This is a genomic window from Microbacterium sp. AG157 (assembly GCF_003385695.1).
In the GTDB taxonomy this organism is placed as follows: Bacteria; Actinomycetota; Actinomycetes; order Actinomycetales; family Microbacteriaceae; genus Microbacterium; species Microbacterium testaceum.
In genome coordinates, this window is sequence record NZ_QRDK01000001.1 from 396,426 (window position 1) to 411,572 (window position 15,147).

General features: G+C 68.9%; 19 protein-coding genes. 3 read left to right on the forward strand and 16 right to left on the reverse strand.

Annotation, left to right across the window (positions count from 1 at the left end; all coding sequences use genetic code 11):
* Positions 1–9 precede the first annotated feature (9 nt).
* On the forward strand, positions 10–1,068 hold the full coding sequence (locus DEU35_RS01965) for a M4 family metallopeptidase (protein WP_103210157.1): 1,059 nt from the start codon (positions 10–12) through the stop codon (positions 1,066–1,068).
* Complete coding sequence (locus DEU35_RS01970; protein ID WP_116238462.1) at positions 1,055–1,375, forward strand: protealysin inhibitor emfourin; 321 nt, start codon at positions 1,055–1,057, stop codon at positions 1,373–1,375. Before DEU35_RS01965 ends, DEU35_RS01970 begins: the two co-directional genes overlap by 14 nt.
* A gap of 102 nt (positions 1,376–1,477) precedes the next feature.
* Here the strand turns inward: DEU35_RS01970 and DEU35_RS01975 are convergent, their stop codons facing one another.
* The 4 genes from DEU35_RS01975 to DEU35_RS01990 form a co-directional block, all read right to left on the reverse strand.
* The gene (locus DEU35_RS01975) at positions 1,478–2,089 is read right to left on the reverse strand and encodes a GNAT family N-acetyltransferase (RefSeq protein ID WP_103210152.1); all 612 of its coding nucleotides are present in this window, start codon (positions 2,087–2,089) and stop codon (positions 1,478–1,480) included.
* A 93-nt stretch (positions 2,090–2,182) separates the two neighbouring features.
* Positions 2,183–2,860 carry a uracil-DNA glycosylase gene (locus DEU35_RS01980; RefSeq protein ID WP_103210839.1) on the reverse strand — a complete coding sequence of 226 codons (678 nt, stop codon included), beginning with the start codon at positions 2,858–2,860 and terminating at the stop codon, positions 2,183–2,185.
* 5 nt (positions 2,861–2,865) lie between these two features.
* Entirely contained in the window at positions 2,866–3,351 is a 486-nt protein-coding gene (locus DEU35_RS01985) for a phosphoribosyltransferase (protein WP_103210150.1), read from the reverse strand.
* 58 nt (positions 3,352–3,409) lie between these two features.
* Positions 3,410–3,943, reverse strand: a complete 534-nt coding sequence (locus DEU35_RS01990) for a hypothetical protein (RefSeq protein WP_116238463.1) — start codon at positions 3,941–3,943, stop codon at positions 3,410–3,412.
* 273 nt (positions 3,944–4,216) lie between these two features.
* Here DEU35_RS01990 and DEU35_RS01995 point away from each other — a divergent pair, with 273 nt between their 5' ends.
* Positions 4,217–5,302, forward strand: coding sequence for an AAA family ATPase (locus tag DEU35_RS01995; RefSeq protein WP_103210146.1), 1,086 nt, complete (start codon positions 4,217–4,219; stop codon positions 5,300–5,302).
* On the opposite strand, the gene DEU35_RS02000 is transcribed toward DEU35_RS01995, so the two are convergent.
* The 12 genes from DEU35_RS02000 to DEU35_RS02055 form a co-directional block, all read right to left on the reverse strand.
* The gene (locus DEU35_RS02000; protein WP_218026311.1) at positions 5,284–5,610 is read right to left on the reverse strand and encodes an HU family DNA-binding protein; all 327 of its coding nucleotides are present in this window, start codon (positions 5,608–5,610) and stop codon (positions 5,284–5,286) included. The two genes, DEU35_RS01995 and DEU35_RS02000, sit on opposite strands and share 19 nt — an antisense overlap.
* Before the next feature lie 322 nt (positions 5,611–5,932).
* Complete coding sequence (gene fliW, locus DEU35_RS02005) at positions 5,933–6,322, reverse strand: flagellar assembly protein FliW (protein WP_103210142.1); 390 nt, start codon at positions 6,320–6,322, stop codon at positions 5,933–5,935.
* Positions 6,319–7,206 carry a flagellar hook-associated protein 3 gene (locus tag DEU35_RS02010; RefSeq protein ID WP_116238464.1) on the reverse strand — a complete coding sequence of 296 codons (888 nt, stop codon included), beginning with the start codon at positions 7,204–7,206 and terminating at the stop codon, positions 6,319–6,321. Before DEU35_RS02010 ends, fliW begins: the two co-directional genes overlap by 4 nt.
* A gap of 13 nt (positions 7,207–7,219) precedes the next feature.
* Positions 7,220–8,626 (reverse strand): flagellar hook-associated protein FlgK, encoded by a 1,407-nt coding sequence (gene flgK / locus DEU35_RS02015; RefSeq protein ID WP_103210139.1) that lies wholly within the window; start codon positions 8,624–8,626, stop codon positions 7,220–7,222.
* 3 nt (positions 8,627–8,629) lie between these two features.
* Positions 8,630–9,112 (reverse strand): flagellar export chaperone FlgN, encoded by a 483-nt coding sequence (flgN, locus tag DEU35_RS02020; protein WP_246077942.1) that lies wholly within the window; start codon positions 9,110–9,112, stop codon positions 8,630–8,632.
* A gap of 88 nt (positions 9,113–9,200) precedes the next feature.
* Positions 9,201–9,458 carry a carbon storage regulator CsrA gene (gene csrA / locus DEU35_RS02025; protein WP_103210137.1) on the reverse strand — a complete coding sequence of 86 codons (258 nt, stop codon included), beginning with the start codon at positions 9,456–9,458 and terminating at the stop codon, positions 9,201–9,203.
* A 93-nt stretch (positions 9,459–9,551) separates the two neighbouring features.
* On the reverse strand, positions 9,552–11,615 hold the full coding sequence (locus tag DEU35_RS02030; protein WP_103210135.1) for a flagellar biosynthesis protein FlhA: 2,064 nt from the start codon (positions 11,613–11,615) through the stop codon (positions 9,552–9,554).
* Between the two features lie 36 nt (positions 11,616–11,651).
* Positions 11,652–12,755, reverse strand: coding sequence for a flagellar biosynthesis protein FlhB (locus DEU35_RS02035; RefSeq protein WP_116238465.1), 1,104 nt, complete (start codon positions 12,753–12,755; stop codon positions 11,652–11,654).
* On the reverse strand, positions 12,752–13,513 hold the full coding sequence (locus tag DEU35_RS02040) for a flagellar biosynthetic protein FliR (protein ID WP_103210132.1): 762 nt from the start codon (positions 13,511–13,513) through the stop codon (positions 12,752–12,754). The genes DEU35_RS02035 and DEU35_RS02040 overlap by 4 nt, the downstream gene beginning before the upstream one ends.
* The gene (gene fliQ / locus DEU35_RS02045) at positions 13,510–13,788 is read right to left on the reverse strand and encodes a flagellar biosynthesis protein FliQ (RefSeq protein WP_103210130.1); all 279 of its coding nucleotides are present in this window, start codon (positions 13,786–13,788) and stop codon (positions 13,510–13,512) included. The genes DEU35_RS02040 and fliQ overlap by 4 nt, the downstream gene beginning before the upstream one ends.
* The gene (gene fliP, locus DEU35_RS02050) at positions 13,785–14,537 is read right to left on the reverse strand and encodes a flagellar type III secretion system pore protein FliP (RefSeq protein WP_396652084.1); all 753 of its coding nucleotides are present in this window, start codon (positions 14,535–14,537) and stop codon (positions 13,785–13,787) included. Before fliP ends, fliQ begins: the two co-directional genes overlap by 4 nt.
* Positions 14,538–14,709: 172 nt before the next feature.
* Complete coding sequence (locus tag DEU35_RS02055; RefSeq protein WP_181904541.1) at positions 14,710–15,147, reverse strand: flagellar biosynthetic protein FliO; 438 nt, start codon at positions 15,145–15,147, stop codon at positions 14,710–14,712.

The window sequence follows — 15,147 nt, forward strand, 5'->3', positions numbered from 1 at the left end:
CCTCGGCGCATGAACCCCGGCATCGTTCCCCCGTTCCTGCTCGACCGACTGGCCGCCACCGACGACCCCCGCCTCGCCCGGGCCGCCGCCGCCGCGCGCAAGACCCTCGCCGCTCCCCGTCCGCCGCGCGCCACCCGCACGCGGCTGCGCCTGTCGATCGACGGCGACACGCTGGTCGCCGAGACCGCCCCGGCTCCCGACCGCATCATCTCCGACGCCGCGAATACCGAGAACCTGCCGGGCCGGCGTGTCCGCAGCGAGGACGACGCGCCGAGCGGCGACGCCGCCGTCGACGAGGCCTACGACGGACTCGGCGAGACCTACGACTTCTTCTGGGACGCCTTCGCGCGTGACGGCATCGACGGGGCGGGCGGGTCGCTTCTCGCGACCGTCCATTACGGCGACGATTACGACAACGCGTTCTGGAACGGCGAGCGCATGGTGTTCGGCGACGGCGACGGCGACGTCTTCGTCGGGTTCACCCGCTCGCTGAGCGTCATCGCACACGAGCTGGGGCACGGGGTGACCGAGGCCGCCGGGGGCCTCGAGTACCAGGGGCAGTCCGGCGCGCTCAACGAGTCGCTGTCCGACGTGTTCGGGGCCCTCGCCGAGCAGCACCACCTCGGCCAGAGCGCCGACGACGCGTCCTGGCTCATCGGCGCCGGAATCTTCGCCGCGGACGTGCAGGGAGAAGCGCTGCGCTCGATGAAAGCGCCCGGCACGGCCTACGACGACGACGTGCTCGGCAAAGACCCGCAGCCCGGGCACATGCGCGACTACGTCGAGACCGACGACGATAACGGCGGCGTGCACATCAACTCCGGCATCCCCAACCGCGCGTTCTACTTGGCCGCGACCGCCCTCGGCGGCTTCGCCTGGGAGCGCGCCGGGCTCATCTGGTATCGCACGATCACCTCGGGCACCCTCTCGACCACGGCCGACTTCTCGACCTTCGCGACCGCGACCCTGCGCGCCGCGACCAGCGAGTACGGTGAGGAGTCGGAGGAGGTCGCCGCCGTCCGCGCCGCATGGGCCGGGGTCGGCGTCGAGGAGGATGCCCGAGCCTGACGACGAAGAACGCTGGAGCGTGCTGGTCGTGCGCTCGGGCGGCCTCGCGGGGCTCTCGAAGCAGTGGCGGGCCGAACCCGATCGCGACCGGCTCCCCCGGTGGCAGCAGCTCGTCGAGAGTTGTCCCTGGGATGCCGCTCCCCCCGCGGCCGCGGGCGCCGACCGCTATCAGTGGCGCATCGAGGTGCACCGGGGCGACACCGCCGTCCACCAGGCGCGTCTGGGCGATCAGCAGGTCGAGGGGCCGTGGCGCACGCTGGTCGACGAGGTGCGGCGGGCCGCTCCGGCGCCGTCGCGCGGGCGCTGACGGAGAGGAGCGGTGCGCCTCCGAGGACCGCGCCGCGTGCCCCGATGCACACCTCCAGCCTCCGGTTGCCGAGCCTGCGGGGATCCGCGTCGCACGTGCGGCTCAGCCGAACAGCTTCCGTCGTTTCTTGGTGGACGGGATGCTCTTCTGCAGGTACACGACCCCGAGCCACCGTCCGAATTTGAACCCGACCCGGCCCATGCGGCCCACCTCGGTGAAGCCGAGCTTCTCGTGCAGGGCGATCGAGGCATCGGCGCCCTTGTCGCTGATGGCGGCGACCATCTCTCGGATGCCGAGTTCTTGGCAGGCCGCGATCAGCGCCTCGAGCAGCGCGCGCCCGAGGCCCTTCCCCGCCGCCGCCTGACCGAGGTAGATCGAATTCTCGACGGTGTACCGATAGGCCGACTTCGACTGCCAGGGCTGCACCAGCGCGTAACCGAGAATCTGTCCACTGGGCGACTCGGCCACGAGAAACGGCAGGCCGAGCTTGTGAAGGGTGGCGAACTTGTCACGCCACTTGGCGATCGACCAGGCCTTTTCGTCGAAGGTCACCACCGAGTTGCGGACGTAATAGTTGTAGATCTCGCGGATATCGGGGATGTCCGCCTCGGACGCCGGCCGGATCTCGAACGCGAAGGGCTGCTCCGGCTTCGGCGCCGGGCGCAGGTGGGCGGGCAGGCGCCGACGGCTCTTCTCGTACTCCTCTTCCAGCACCCCGCCACTCTACGGGCGTCACGGTTTCGCGCGTGTGACGACGAGGATGCCCATGGGCGGTCGCCGCACAGCGGCATCCGTCGTGCGAGGGTCTCAGTCGGGAATGCGCCAGTCCACGGGCGGGGCCCCCTGTTGCTCGAGCAGCGCGTTCACACGCGAGAACGGACGGGAACCGAAGAATCCGCGGCTGGCCGACAGGGGCGAGGGGTGCGGCGAGGCCACGACCGCCGTCTCGCCGAGCAGGGGGGCGAGGCCCTGAGCGTCCTTCCCCCAGAGCACGGCCACCAGCGGAGCCCGTCGGTCGACGAGACAGCGGATGGCGTGCTCCGTCACGCGCTCCCAGCCCCATCCGCGGTGGGATGCCGGGGCCCCCGGCGCCACGGTGAGCACCCTGTTGAGCAGCATGACGCCCTGAGCAGCCCACGCCGAGAGATCTCCGTGCGGCGAGGGCGCGATGTCGAGATCTTCGGAGAGTTCGCGGTAGATGTTCGACAGGCTGCGGGGCAACGGACGCACGTGGGGGTCGACGGCGAACGACAAGCCGATCGGGTGGCCGGGGGTCGGGTACGGATCCTGTCCGACGATGAGCACGCGCACCTCGTCGAGCGGGGTGCGGAATGCCCGCAGCACGAGGTCGCCGGCGGGGAGGTACGGCGTGCCCTCGGCCCTCAGACGCTCCCCTACCGCGGCAATGTCGGCGGCCACCGGCCCGAGGGCCTCGACCCACGATCGGTCGATCAGACCCGCGTCCGCGAGCTCGGGGAGCGTCATCGCGCTCACGCGGCGTCTTCCTCCTGCACCGAGCCGAGGTGCGACCAGGGGAACTCGATCCACAGCGACGTGTCTCGCCACGAGTAGTCGGGAGCGATGATCGTCGTGGGCTTGGTGTAGATGACCGCGGAGCGCACGTCCGCGCCCTGTCGGTTCAGGAGTCTCACGGCGAGATCCAGGGTGCGGCCGCTGTCGGCGACGTCGTCGACGAGGAGCACCCGTCGTCCCGAGAGGTAGGAGAGGTCGAGCGCCGGAGGAAGCACCTCGGGGGCGTCGAGAACGGTGCCCACGCCCGTGTAGAACTCCACGTTCAGGGCCCCGCAGTTCTTCGCCCCGAGCCCGTACGCGATGGCCCCTCCCGGGAGCAGCCCGCCCCGGGCGATTGCCACGACCACCTCGGGGTGGAACCCATCGGCCACGATCGCCCGCGAGATGTCGCGTGTGGCGGCTCCGAAGTCGTCCCAACTCAGGCGTTCGCGTTCGTCCGTCACGGCGGATTCCTCTCCTCGATTGCTCTCACCCTAAGGGCGCGCGGCGGCGGCGGGCGTTCTAGGAGCGCGCGCCCACCGGGAGGATCATCGAGGTCGTCCCCGGGATGTCGACGAACCCGATCGCCGCCCAGTGCGCGCGGTCGGCCCAGAACCCGGTGGCGCCGTCGTTCCCCGTGCGTCGTGCGGTGAGCAACGCGATGGTGTCGCCGTCGAACACCCGCGCGATGCTGCGTACGAGCTCGTGGCTCAGCGACGGCCCCTGCCGGGCATCCTCGACGTGGATCGAGGCGATGACGCAGAGGTTGTCGGTGAACAACGAGGATTCGTCGAGCAAGGAGATGAGCTCGCGGTCGACGAATGCCGAGCTGATCGACGTGAGGTCCGCCTCGGCATCCTGGAGCTGTTCGGCCCAACGCGGATTCGCGTAGTGCACGCGGTACACGGTCGCCTCGGCCGCGCCGGGCTCGCCGCCGAAGCGGGTGACTCCACCGCTATGGATCGTCGCGCGCCAGACCTCGGGCTCGACGTCGTCGTCGACGGTGCGAAGCGTGAGCTGGAACGCGGTCGCACGCTGGTCGGAATCTTCGGACATGTGGCCCCCACGGCCTGTTGGAGTGTCGGGAGGCACTCGGCTTTTTCCCTGACCATAGCGAAATGCCGTCTCGCAGTTCTCATCTTCTTCGCTAGGAATGCGACGTGGTATGAGGTAGGCAACGACCGAAAAGGCCCGGAAATGCAGGGCTGCGTGACATTCTTGCGTCAAAATTCGGGCAATCCTCACACAAAGATGAGAAGACGCTAATGTAAATCTCAGACAGGGACAGGCCCCTCGACACGCCCTTTTCCCCCACAGGAGCCCGACACAGTGAGCAGTACCTACATCGAAACCGGCGGACAGGTTCGGGTCTACGACTCCGCCGTCCAGGCTCACGACTCGCTTCCCCTCGGCACGTATCGGGTGCGCTACAGCATCAAGGAGGGCTTCAGCCTCCAACGCACCGAGAACCTCGGCGTCGGGTCGGAAAAGGTCTACGGCCGCCGCGAGGCCAAGGTCGACAAGATCTTCCGCACGTACGCGCGCTTCGAACGCAACCTGGGCGTGATGCTCTCGGGCAACAAAGGGCAGGGAAAGTCCATGTTCCTGCGCATGCTGGCCGCGCGCGCGATCGAGAGCGGCATTCCGGTCGTGCTCGTCAGCGAGGACGCCGAGGGCATCGTCGACTTCCTCGACACCCTCGACGAATGTCTCGTCATCTTCGACGAGTTCGAGAAGACCTTCTCATCGGGCCGCGGTCCGCTCGACGGCCCCAACCGCCAGAACCAGTTCCTGACCCTGTTCGACGGGACGTCCTCGGTCAAACGGATCTACTGCCTCACGGTCAACGACGTGCAGGACGTCAGCCACTACATCGTCAACCGACCGGGTCGGTTCCACTACCACATGCGATTCGACTACCCGAGCCCCGACGATGTGCGAGAGTACCTCCTCGACCAGGCACCGCACGCCGCCGCGTCCGAGATCGAGAACGCCGCGCTGTTCTCACGTCGTGTCAACCTCACCTACGACCACCTGCGCGCGATCGCGTTCGAGATGAACCACCCCGACGCCACATTCGCCGACATCGTCGAGGACCTCAACATCAAGGCGGTCGAGCCGAGCACCTACCGGGTCGAAGCGACGTACCCCGACGGTTCCGTCCTCGCGGACGAATCGGTCCTGAACCTCCACGAGCGCAGCGACGCGAGCCGCACCATCGAGTTGCGCAGCACCCACCGTGTGCTGTTCTTCTCGTTCATTCCCCGGGACGTCGTCTTCGAAGACGATGGCACCCTCTCGGTCCCCGTGCAGAAGATCGAGGCGTTGGACGAAGACGAAGAGGTCCCGGAAGAACTCCCGGCCCGCATCAGCCTCACCCTCATCGGACAGGCCAGCTATTCGTTCGAGCGCTGACGCCGTGCCTCGCCCAGGTCGCGGGGCTGTGTCACCTTCTTGTTGACCTCACGAGTCGCCGAGAATTTCAGCACGCTGTAGTCGTCGACGCGACCCCGGCTCTCGGGATTGTCGCGAATGTTCAGCACGACATTGTGACCCTTGTGCGACTGCGCGTAGAACTTCCCGAACCCCGTCAACGTGACGCGGTTGCCGGCGTTCACGAGGTCGAGAATCTCCCCGAAGATCGCCTCGTATGCCACCTGCGTGACCTTCGGAGACAATCCGGCGCGCTGGGATACGCGCTGGATGAACTCTCTCTTGCTCACCTTGGGCTCATCGGTTCCTCGGACGGGCATTGCTCACCAACCCTTCTCTTGTGCTCGGTTACGAACGTATGCGTCGTCGTCGCCACAGGAAGAGGGGTTGCCTCGCCGGTCGCGATGCGCACGTCGTCGGCCGTGTCCTTCGGGTGGACCGAACCGGGATGGACGGACGGGTGCGGTGAAGCCTCGGCCGTCAGACGGGCGCCGCCACCGCGTTTCGGGTCGCGGGGGCGAATCGTCGTTTCTGCTCGTATTCGCGACGATCCTACTCGCTGTCTCGGCGCGCGATCGTCACGTGACGACGTACCCTCGCCGCCATGACGGATCACGCAGCCAGACGGGCGCGGATCGGATACGTCGTGTCGTCGAAGATGACCTGTGCAGCCGCCCCCGTCCGCGCGTTGATGAGGATCGGCGCTCGCAGATTGACGGAGACGCCGTCCTCTCCGGGGTTCGCGACGACGAACATCCGCGCCTCATCGGCCGCCGCCCCGATGTCGGCGAGAGCGGCCGCGGGAAGGCGCGGTCGGTAGTCCAGACCGCCGCTCACGGGGTCGAGGAGGAACAGGCGCAGGTCGTCGATCGTGGAGCGCAGGGCGTACAACCCCTCCGCTGCGTCGATCGACTCGAGACGGAAGGACGTTCGCGGCTCGAGGCCGGGTAGCGACGCCGCGAAGTCGACGTCCAGGCTCACGAGGGGATGGGCGGTCGTCATCTCACGAACTCCAAGAGAGTGGTCTGCAGGGTCTTGGCGGTGACCTGCAGGGCGGACTGGTACACGAGCTCGGCGGACTGCAGCGCGATGTAGACCTCCAGGGTGTCGACGTTCTCGACCTCGGCACGACGCGCCTCGAGGTCGACACCCACGCTCGCGTTCGTGGCCTGCGCGCGCTCGATCTGCGCCTGCCGGGCACCCGTGACTCCCCGCGCTGTGACCAGCTGTTTCAGGTGAGCGTCCACCTCGGCGAGGCGTGAGCCCACCTCGGTACCCGCCCGCAGATCTGCGGCGATCCCCTGCAGGGTCGCGAAGACGCTGGACCCCCCGACCCCGAATGCGTCCGCACCGTCGAGGTCGACCCGCACCGTCTCGTTCTCCGAGATACGACGATCGACCGTCGATCCCGGCACGCCGGTGAACGCGAAGGTGGCGGAATCGAAGGCTCGACCGCTGTCGTCGGTACCGGCGAACACCGTACGACCGAGCACGGTGGTGTTGGCGTGCGCGAGGAGCTCGCGGCTCACGCTCTCGAGTTCGGCGGCGATCGAGTCGCGTGCGGCGGGACTGAGTGCCCCGGAATTCGCGCCCTGGGCGGTGAGATCGCGCGCTCTGTTGAGAAGGTCGACGCTGGCGCCCAACGCGGTGTCGGCCGTCGTGACCCACGTCAGTGCGTCGCTGATGTTGCGAGCGTACTGCGACGCGCGCGCCTGCTCGCCGTGCACACCGAGGATCGCCGCTGCGACCGTCGGGTCTTCGCTGGGGGTACGGATCGCGAGTTGCGAGGTCGCCTTGTCCTGCAGGCGTGCGCGGTCGGCCAGGCCCGCCTGAAGAGTGCGCAGCGCTTGTTGGTTGACGGTGCTGCTGGTGATTCGTCCGATCACGATGGCTCCCGGATCAGCGGCCGACCAGGCCGACGCGGTTGATGAGGATGTCGAGCGCCTCGTCGACGGCGGTGAGCACCCGGGCCGCCGCCTGGTACGCCGTCTGATACGTGAGAAGGCTGATGGTCTCTTCGTCTCCGTCGACCGACGCGTGGGACTGCTGGCCCGAGACGGCGGCGATCGCGCTGCGGTCCGCCGTATCGGCGCGCTGCACATCGCCGGCGACGGAGACCCCGAAACCGGTCACGAAGCTCGCCCACCCCTTGCTGGGTCCCGTGGCCGCGGTGGCCAGGGTCGAGATGCGATCGGCCACCGAGGTGTCGAGGGCTCCCGCGCCGGGCGCAGCCAGAGCCAGCTGGTCGAGGGAGGTGGGGACCACGGACAGTCCGAGGGCTGCGGGCCCGTCCGCGGCGAGTGCGAAGAAGTCTCCCCCGGCGGCGCCCGTCCGGGTCTGCCCCGACCGATGGATCTCGTTGACCGCCTGCGCGAGCGCCGTGGCTGTCGCGTTGTAGGCGTCGGCCACGCGCGCGAGAGTACCCCCGTCGGAAGCCGGCGCGAGCACGCCGATCGCCCCTCCCACGGACCCGCCCGTGACGGCGACGGGCACACCCGGACGATCCGACCATGCGAGGGTGATCCTCCCGGCATCCGCGAGAGCGCGCGGCCCCGCGATCGTCAAGGTGCGGCTCGAGTCCCCGCTGACGAGCGCGTTGCCGTCGATCCGCAGGGTGAGCGTGCCGTCGTCTTCGACCCGACCCGTCGCACCGATGGTCGTGGACAGCTGCTGGGCGAGGACGTTTCGCTGATCGATGAGCTCGTTCGCGGTGCGCCCGGACTGCAGGGCCGAGCGGATCTGCCCGTTCAGCGTGGCGACCTGGCTCGCGGTGACGTTCACGACCGCGAGGTCGCGATCCATCTGCGCACGCAGGTCGGACCACTGCCCGGCCGCGGCGTCATAGCCGGCGGCGATCTGCGCGGCGAGCACCCCGGCGTTGGTGAGGACCACCTGCGCGGCCGCCGGCTCGGGGGTGTTGGCGAGATCGGACCATCCGGACCAGAAGCGATTCAGGTGAGCGGCCAGACCGTCTTTCGTCGGCTCGGCCATCTGGGCTTCGGCCTTCTGGGCCGCAGAGGACCGGGCCGACCAGAATCCGGATGCCGAGAGGGCATCGCGGACGCGCGCGTCGAGAACCTCGTCGCCGAGGCGGGCAATGCCCTGCACGGAGACACCGCCGCCGACGGAGAACCCCGTGGCCCACAGTCCGGCCGCACCGGACGCGCTCACCGACGACTGCTCGAGGCGCTGGCGGGTGTAGCCCGGGGTGGTCTCATTGGCGATGTTCTGACCGGTGACGGTCATGCCTGCGCGCGCGGCGGCGAGACCGGTGGCGGCCACCTGGAGCCCTGCGAACGTCGACATCGTCTACACCTGCACGTCGAGCAGTCGGGACCCGGCGCCCGCGACGCGGGAACCGCTCGCTGCGTACTCGCCGGTGGGTTCGCCGAGGCCCGCGATCGTCTCCTGCGTGACCCGCAGGGCCGTACGCAGGTGCTGGTTGACCGACCCCTTCTTCTCCGCGATCTCCGCGGCGAGGCTCGACAGGGCTTCGTGATGCGATCCCAGGACCTCACGCCACGCGTCGGTGGGTGCCACATCGATGAGCTCGCGTAGGGAGGTCGCCTCGGGGACTCCCCATTCGGCGGCGACGTCGACGAAGAGGGTGTCGCGCTCGATGGTGCCCGCGGTGAGAGCCTTGGCCACGCGATCGACCTCGGCGGTGGCGTGCGCGATCCAGCGCGTGCGTCCCGTAGACAGGAGCATCTCGAGTTCTTCGAGCTTGAAGAGCATCAGCTCGAGCACCTCACGCTGACGCAGCAGCTGCATGCTCAGGTCGGTAGCGGACACGTGGGTCACCTCGTTCGGGTCGAGTCGTGGGGAGGGTACGCCCACCACGGGACCGACTATCGCGACGCGGCGACGCGCGAGTAACCCGTCAGTCCGATGCCTCGACGCGCGCTCCGCCGCGGAGGGCGTCGAGCACGGCCGTCTCGGCGTTCACGGATCGCGACGCGGAGATGGCATCCTGATTCTCATTCGACACCGCCACGACGATCTCGCTGCGGTGGATGCGCCTATCGCGGGGGGCGTCGATGCCGATGCGCACGCCGGTCGCCGTCACCCCGAGGACCGTCACCGTCACGTCGTCGCCGATCATGATGCTCTCGCCGGGGCGTCGAGTGAGTACGAGCATGTGCGTGTGGCCGCCTTCCGTGGCTGGTGCGCCCGCGGCGCCGTCCCCCGCCAGACTACCTTTTCTTCTCGGTTACGAGTGTTCTCGCTCCGCCTAGGACGACGGGAGGGCGGCCTGCACCGGACGGACGACGCCGACCACGTCGGTCGCGAACCCGCCCGCGGCTGCTTCGTCGTACGACAGGATCGGCATGCCCGCCACCTGCCCGGCCAGAAGCGCCCGCACCCCCTGACGCAGTGACGGCGCGCACACGAGCACCGGTTCGCCACCCACGGGGTCGATGTCGGCGATCACGCGGCGGACACCCTCCATCAGCTGCATCGTCTGGTCGGCGTTCAACACGATCTGCGCACGACCCTCCACGTGCCGCAGCCCCTCGAGCATCTGCTGCTCGAGGAGCGTGTCGAACATCACCACGCGCAGGCGCCCGTCCTGGGCGAAGCGCGTGGGGATCGCCGGTCCGAGAGCCGCGCGAGCGGCCTCGACGAGCGCGGGCACCTCTGTCGTCGACTTGGCGCGCAGAGCGAGCGACTCGTAGATGCGGCCGAGGTCGTTGATCGGAACGCGCTCGGCGAGCAGGCTGGCGAGGACGCGTTGGACGAGCGCGAGCGGGAGCAGCGCGGGCGTCAGCTCCTCCACGACGCTCGGCTGGGTCTGCTTCAGGTGGTCGGTGAGCTGACGGACGTCTTCGAGTGAGAGCAGGCGGTGCGCGTGCGCGTGGACGATATCGGACAGGTGCGTGATGATGACGCTGGCCCGGTCGATGACGGTGGCTCCCGCCATGTCGGCGGCGTGCGACATCTCGGTCGGCACCCACTTGCCGTCCAGACCGAACACCGGATCGACGACGGCGGTGCCCGGGAGGTGCTGCAGCCCCGCGCCGATGGCGAGGACGTGTCCGCGAGGAACGACGCCGCGGCCCACCTCGATGCCGGCGACCAGAATCGCGTAGGTCTCGGCGGGAAGCCCCACGTTGTCACGCGTGCGCACGGGCGGCATGAGCGTTCCGAGCTCGAGGGCCACCTTCCGCCGCAGCGACTTCACCCGGGAGAGCAGGTCGCCGGCGCCGCCCGCCGCGAGGTCGACGATGTCCGGGGCGAGGGAGATCTCCAGGGCGTGCACGCGCATGGTGTCCATGAGGTCGTCGGGGCCCTCCGTCGCAGCCGCCTCCGCCCGTTCGCGCGCCTCGGCGTCGGCCACGTCGGCGGCCGCGCGGTCGGTGTTCGCCTTGACCCGTGAAGCGGCGAACAGCAAAGCCGCACCGATCGCCAGGAAGGCCAGGAACGGCATGCCGGGGATCAGACCCATCGCGATGGCCGCCATCGCCGTGATCAACAGGGCGGTGCGCGACTGCAGGAGCTGGCGACCGGCCGCACGACCGAGCTCGGCCTCGGCGTTCTCGCGCGTGACGATCATGCCCGTGGACACCGCCATCAGCAGGGCGGGGATCTGAGTGACCAACCCGTCGCCGATCGTGAGAAGGCTGTAGGTCTCGAGGGCCTTGTCGATGGCCATGCCGTGCATGGTCATGCCGATGATGATGCCACCCACGAAGTTGATGACGAGGATGACGATCCCGGCGATCGCGTCACCCTTGACGAACTTGCTCGCACCGTCCATCGCCCCGTAGAAATCGGCTTCGGCGGCCACCTCGGCGCGGCGCGCACGGGCCTGCTCATCGGTAATGAGCCCGGCGTTGAGGTCGGCGTCGATGGCCATCTGCTTGCCCGGCATGGCATCCAGGGTGAAGCGGGCGCCCACCTCGGCGACGCGCTCGGCGCCCTTGGTGACGACGACGAATTGGATGACGGCGAGGATCAGGAAGATGACGAAGCCGATCACCAGCGACCCGCTGATCGTGATCTGCCCGAACGCCTGGATCACCTGCCCCGCGTGCGCCTCGCTCAGGACCAGACGCGTCGAGGCGACGTTGAGGCCGAGACGGAACAGCGTCGCCACCAGCAGCAGGCTCGGGAAGACCGAGAAATCGAGCGGCTTCTTCACGAACATCGCGGTCAGCAGGATCAGCAGGGCGAAGGCGATATTGGTCACGATGAGCAGATCGAGCAGTCCCACCGGGATGGGGACGATGAGCAGCAGGATGATTCCCACCACGCCGACCGGGACGGCGCCCTTCGACAGCAACTGACCGATCATGCGGTGCGCTTCCTTCGTGTCATGGTTCTGGGGCGGCTACAGGCCGCGTCCGGTCAGGGCTGCCGGGGGCATCTGGAACGTCCCCGTACGCGAGCCCCTGTTCTTCAGGTGCTGGATGAAGGCGAGGACCTGCGCCACCGCCGTGTAGAGCTCTTCCGGGATCTCGCGGCCGACCTCCACGCTCGCGTGCAGAGCCCGCGCGAGCGGGACGTCGCGCACGAGAGGCACTCCGGCTTCCTGTGCGCGCTCGCGGATCTTCTGCGCGATGACGCCGCCGCCCTTGGCGACGACTCGGGGAGCCGACGTCCCCGGCACGTAGCGCAGAGCGACAGCGATATGCGTCGGGTTCACGAGCACCACGTCGCTGTCGGCCACCGCGGCGATCATGCGGTTGCGGCTCACCGCGAGCTGACGCGCTCGACGCTGCGAGCGGATGAGCGGGTCGCCCTCGCTCTTCTTGTGCTCGTCGCGCGCCTCCTGCTTGGTCATGCGAGTGTGCTTGCGGTTGCGCGAGATCACGACGAAGACGTCGATCGCCGCCAGGAGCAGGCCCACGACCACCGCCACCTGGAGCAGCGTCGCCACCGCCTGGCCCGCCACCTCGAGCAGCCACGCGATCCGGTGGCGACCGCTGCCCATGAGGATCGGCACGAGACCGGCGACCACGCTCCACAGCGCGGCGCCGATCGCCGCGGTCTTCAGCAGCGCCTTGATCCCCTCCCAGAGGGCCGCGACGCCGACGGTGCGAGCGAGGCCCGCGATCAGGTCGAATTGCTCCACGCGCGCGGGGATGCCCCGCAGATGGATGCCGCCCTGGGCGATCGCCGTGAGGGTGGTCGCCGCGAGCACGACGACCAGGAGCGGCAGGAGCACCTGACCGACCGAGGCGATCGCCGCGCCCAGCGATTCGACGGCGGCATCCACCGTCGGGTGTTGCGCGACCGCTCCCACGCGCAGGGTCTGCTCCGTCAGCACCGCAGAGGCCGAGGACAACGTCGCGGGCATCATCACGGCGGCTGCACCGATCCCCACCCACGCGGTGAAGTCCTGACTGCGACCGATGCGTCCCTTCGCGATCGCCTTCTTCAGTCGCTCCGGAGTCGCCTTCTCGGTGCGCTCCCCGGCATCCGTCCCGCTCATTCGCCCACCCCGATCACGAGCCGGGCGGCCTCGTCGGCGATGGCGGACACCACCGAGGGCAAGGCTGCGAACACGAAGCCCACCAGCAGGAAGGTCAGCGCGATCTTGATGGGGAAGCCCAGGGCGAAGGCGTTGAGGGCGGGGGCCACGCGCGACACGAGACCGAGTCCGACGTCGGCGAGGAACAGCACGATCAGAAGCGGACCCGCGATCTGCACGGCGCTGAGCAGCATCTGCCCCACCGCGGAGGTCAGCACCTCGGCGGGCCGCGACAGATCGATCATGCCCGCGACGGAGACCGCATCGAAAGAGCGGAACAGGCCGCCGAGCACGAGCTGGTACGCATCCGACGTGAACAGCAACAGGATGGCCGTCATCTGGAACAGACGGGTGAACTGCGCGCCGTTGACGTTCATGCCCGGGTCGTAGGCCTGGGCGAGCTGGAACCCGCCGAAGGTGTCGACGAGGAATCCCGCGCCCTGGACCGCACTGAAGAGCACCAGGACCAGGAAACCGAGCAGCGCCCCGACGAGCACCTGCCCCGCGGCCGCGAACAGGAAGCTCCCGGTGTCCAGGCGCTGATAGCCCGGAACGACGACGGGCGACACCGCCAGCCCGAGCCCCACCCCGAGCATCGCGCGCACTCGAGCGGGGATCGAGCCGTGGCTGAAAGGCGGCGCGATCACGAGGAACGCCGTGATGCGCACGATCGCGAGAGCCGTCGCCTCGAGCCACGTGAAGTCGATGGGGATGTTCATCCGCCGCCGTTCAGGAGCGAGGGGAGGCGCCCGAAGAGCTCGTGCGTGAAAGCGACGGTCTCGGCGATCATCCAATTCCCGCAGACCATGAGCGCGATCCCGACCGCCAGCAGCTTCGGTACGAACGACATCGTCATCTCCTGCACCTGCGTGATCGACTGCAGGAGCGAGATGGCGAATCCGACCACGAGGGCGGTGATGAGCAGCGGAGCGCTGAGCTTGGCCGCGAGCATGAGGGCGCTCGCACCGATGTCGATGACCGCCTCGGGGTTCACGTGCCACCTCGATACGACTGCACCAGCGAGGTGACCACCAGCCCCCACCCGTCGACGAGCAGGAACAGCAGGATCTTGAAGGGCAGCGAGATCATGACCGGCGGCAGCATCATCATGCCCATCGACATCAGCGCGCTCGAGACGACGAGATCGATCACGAGGAACGGGATGAACACGATGAACCCGATCACGAACGCGGCACGCAGTTCGCTCAGCATGAACGCCGGGATGAGCGTGTACAGGGGGATGACCTCGGGGCTGTCCGGGTTCGCCATCTGCGCGGCGCGGTGCATCAACGCGATGTCCTCTTCGCGCGTGAAGTGCAGCATCCACGTGCGCAGCGGAGCCTGCGCGGCGTCGAAGGCCTGCCCGAAGTCGAGCTGCCCCGCGGTGAACGGCGCGACGGCGAGCTGGTTGATCTCGGTCAGCACCGGCCACATGATGAACAGCGTCAAGAAGAGGCTGAGCCCCGCCAGCACCTGGTTCGGCGGGATCGACGGGAGCGAGAGCGCGTTCCGCGTCAGCGCGAGCACCACGAAGATCTTGGTGAAGCTCGTCATCATCAGCAGCAGGGCCGGCGCCACGCTGAGCACGGTGATCCCCAGAAGCGTCGTGACGCTGTCGGAGGGCGTCGCGTTGATGCCGTTGATGCTGACGCCGCCCGGCTCCCCCGTGGTCGCCGCGGCCGCGCCTGTCGTGACGACCTCACTGACGAACAGCACCGCCACGAGAGCGAGCAGACCCAGGATGCCGGCACCCCGATGCCCGCGGGAACGCCGAGGTCGGCGGGGCGCGGGGCGCGACGAGGGGACGGGCAAGACGGCACTCCGTGCGTGGGTGACGAGGCCGATCCGTAGCCAGGGGTCGAGCGATCCGTGCTCGCGACCGACTATCGCGACGTGGCCCGCGCGCGGTAACCGCTCAGGCCGCGTGAACCCCGGAGCTCTCGCCGTCCCGAGGGCTGCCGGCATCCGTCAGCGTCACGATGTTCTCTGCGTGAGCGTCGTGCTCGATCGAGACCTCCTGCGTGTCGACCACGTCGACGCCCTTCTCGCTCACGCCCAGCACGTACCGGATACCCCCGAACTCCGCCACGACGAGCTGGGCGCGGCCGCCGAGACCGGTGCGGGCGACGACCGTGATCTTCTCCGCGCGCGGACGGGAGGGGGACGCCGTGTTCAGCCGGGAGGACAGACCCGGGAGGTTGCGCAGCCGGCCGAGTCGCCGGGGCACGAGCGCCGAGAACGGCCCGTCGCCCGCCGCCTGTCCCTTCTGCACGCGCTTGGCCAAGAAGAGCAGGAGCCCCACCACCGCGGCGAGCGAGACGACGGTGCGTGCCGCGAGGAGCAGCTCGTCCAC

Coding starts and splice junctions, on each gene's coding strand:
- DEU35_RS01980 (WP_103210839.1), bottom strand. CDS start 2,860: ATGACGCTCCCCGAGCTCGCGGACGCGGGTCTGATCGACCGATCGTGG.
- DEU35_RS02040 (WP_103210132.1), bottom strand. CDS start 13,513: ATGAACATCCCCATCGACTTCACGTGGCTCGAGGCGACGGCTCTCGCG.
- flgK (WP_103210139.1), bottom strand. CDS start 8,626: ATGTCGACGTTCGCAGGGCTCCAGGTGGCCGCCACCGGTCTCGCCGCC.
- DEU35_RS01965 (WP_103210157.1), top strand. CDS start 10: ATGAACCCCGGCATCGTTCCCCCGTTCCTGCTCGACCGACTGGCCGCC.
- DEU35_RS01990 (WP_116238463.1), bottom strand. CDS start 3,943: ATGTCCGAAGATTCCGACCAGCGTGCGACCGCGTTCCAGCTCACGCTT.
- DEU35_RS02035 (WP_116238465.1), bottom strand. CDS start 12,755: ATGAGCGGGACGGATGCCGGGGAGCGCACCGAGAAGGCGACTCCGGAG.
- fliW (WP_103210142.1), bottom strand. CDS start 6,322: ATGACGACCGCCCATCCCCTCGTGAGCCTGGACGTCGACTTCGCGGCG.
- csrA (WP_103210137.1), bottom strand. CDS start 9,458: ATGCTCGTACTCACTCGACGCCCCGGCGAGAGCATCATGATCGGCGAC.
- DEU35_RS02030 (WP_103210135.1), bottom strand. CDS start 11,615: ATGATCGGTCAGTTGCTGTCGAAGGGCGCCGTCCCGGTCGGCGTGGTG.
- DEU35_RS01970 (WP_116238462.1), top strand. CDS start 1,055: ATGCCCGAGCCTGACGACGAAGAACGCTGGAGCGTGCTGGTCGTGCGC.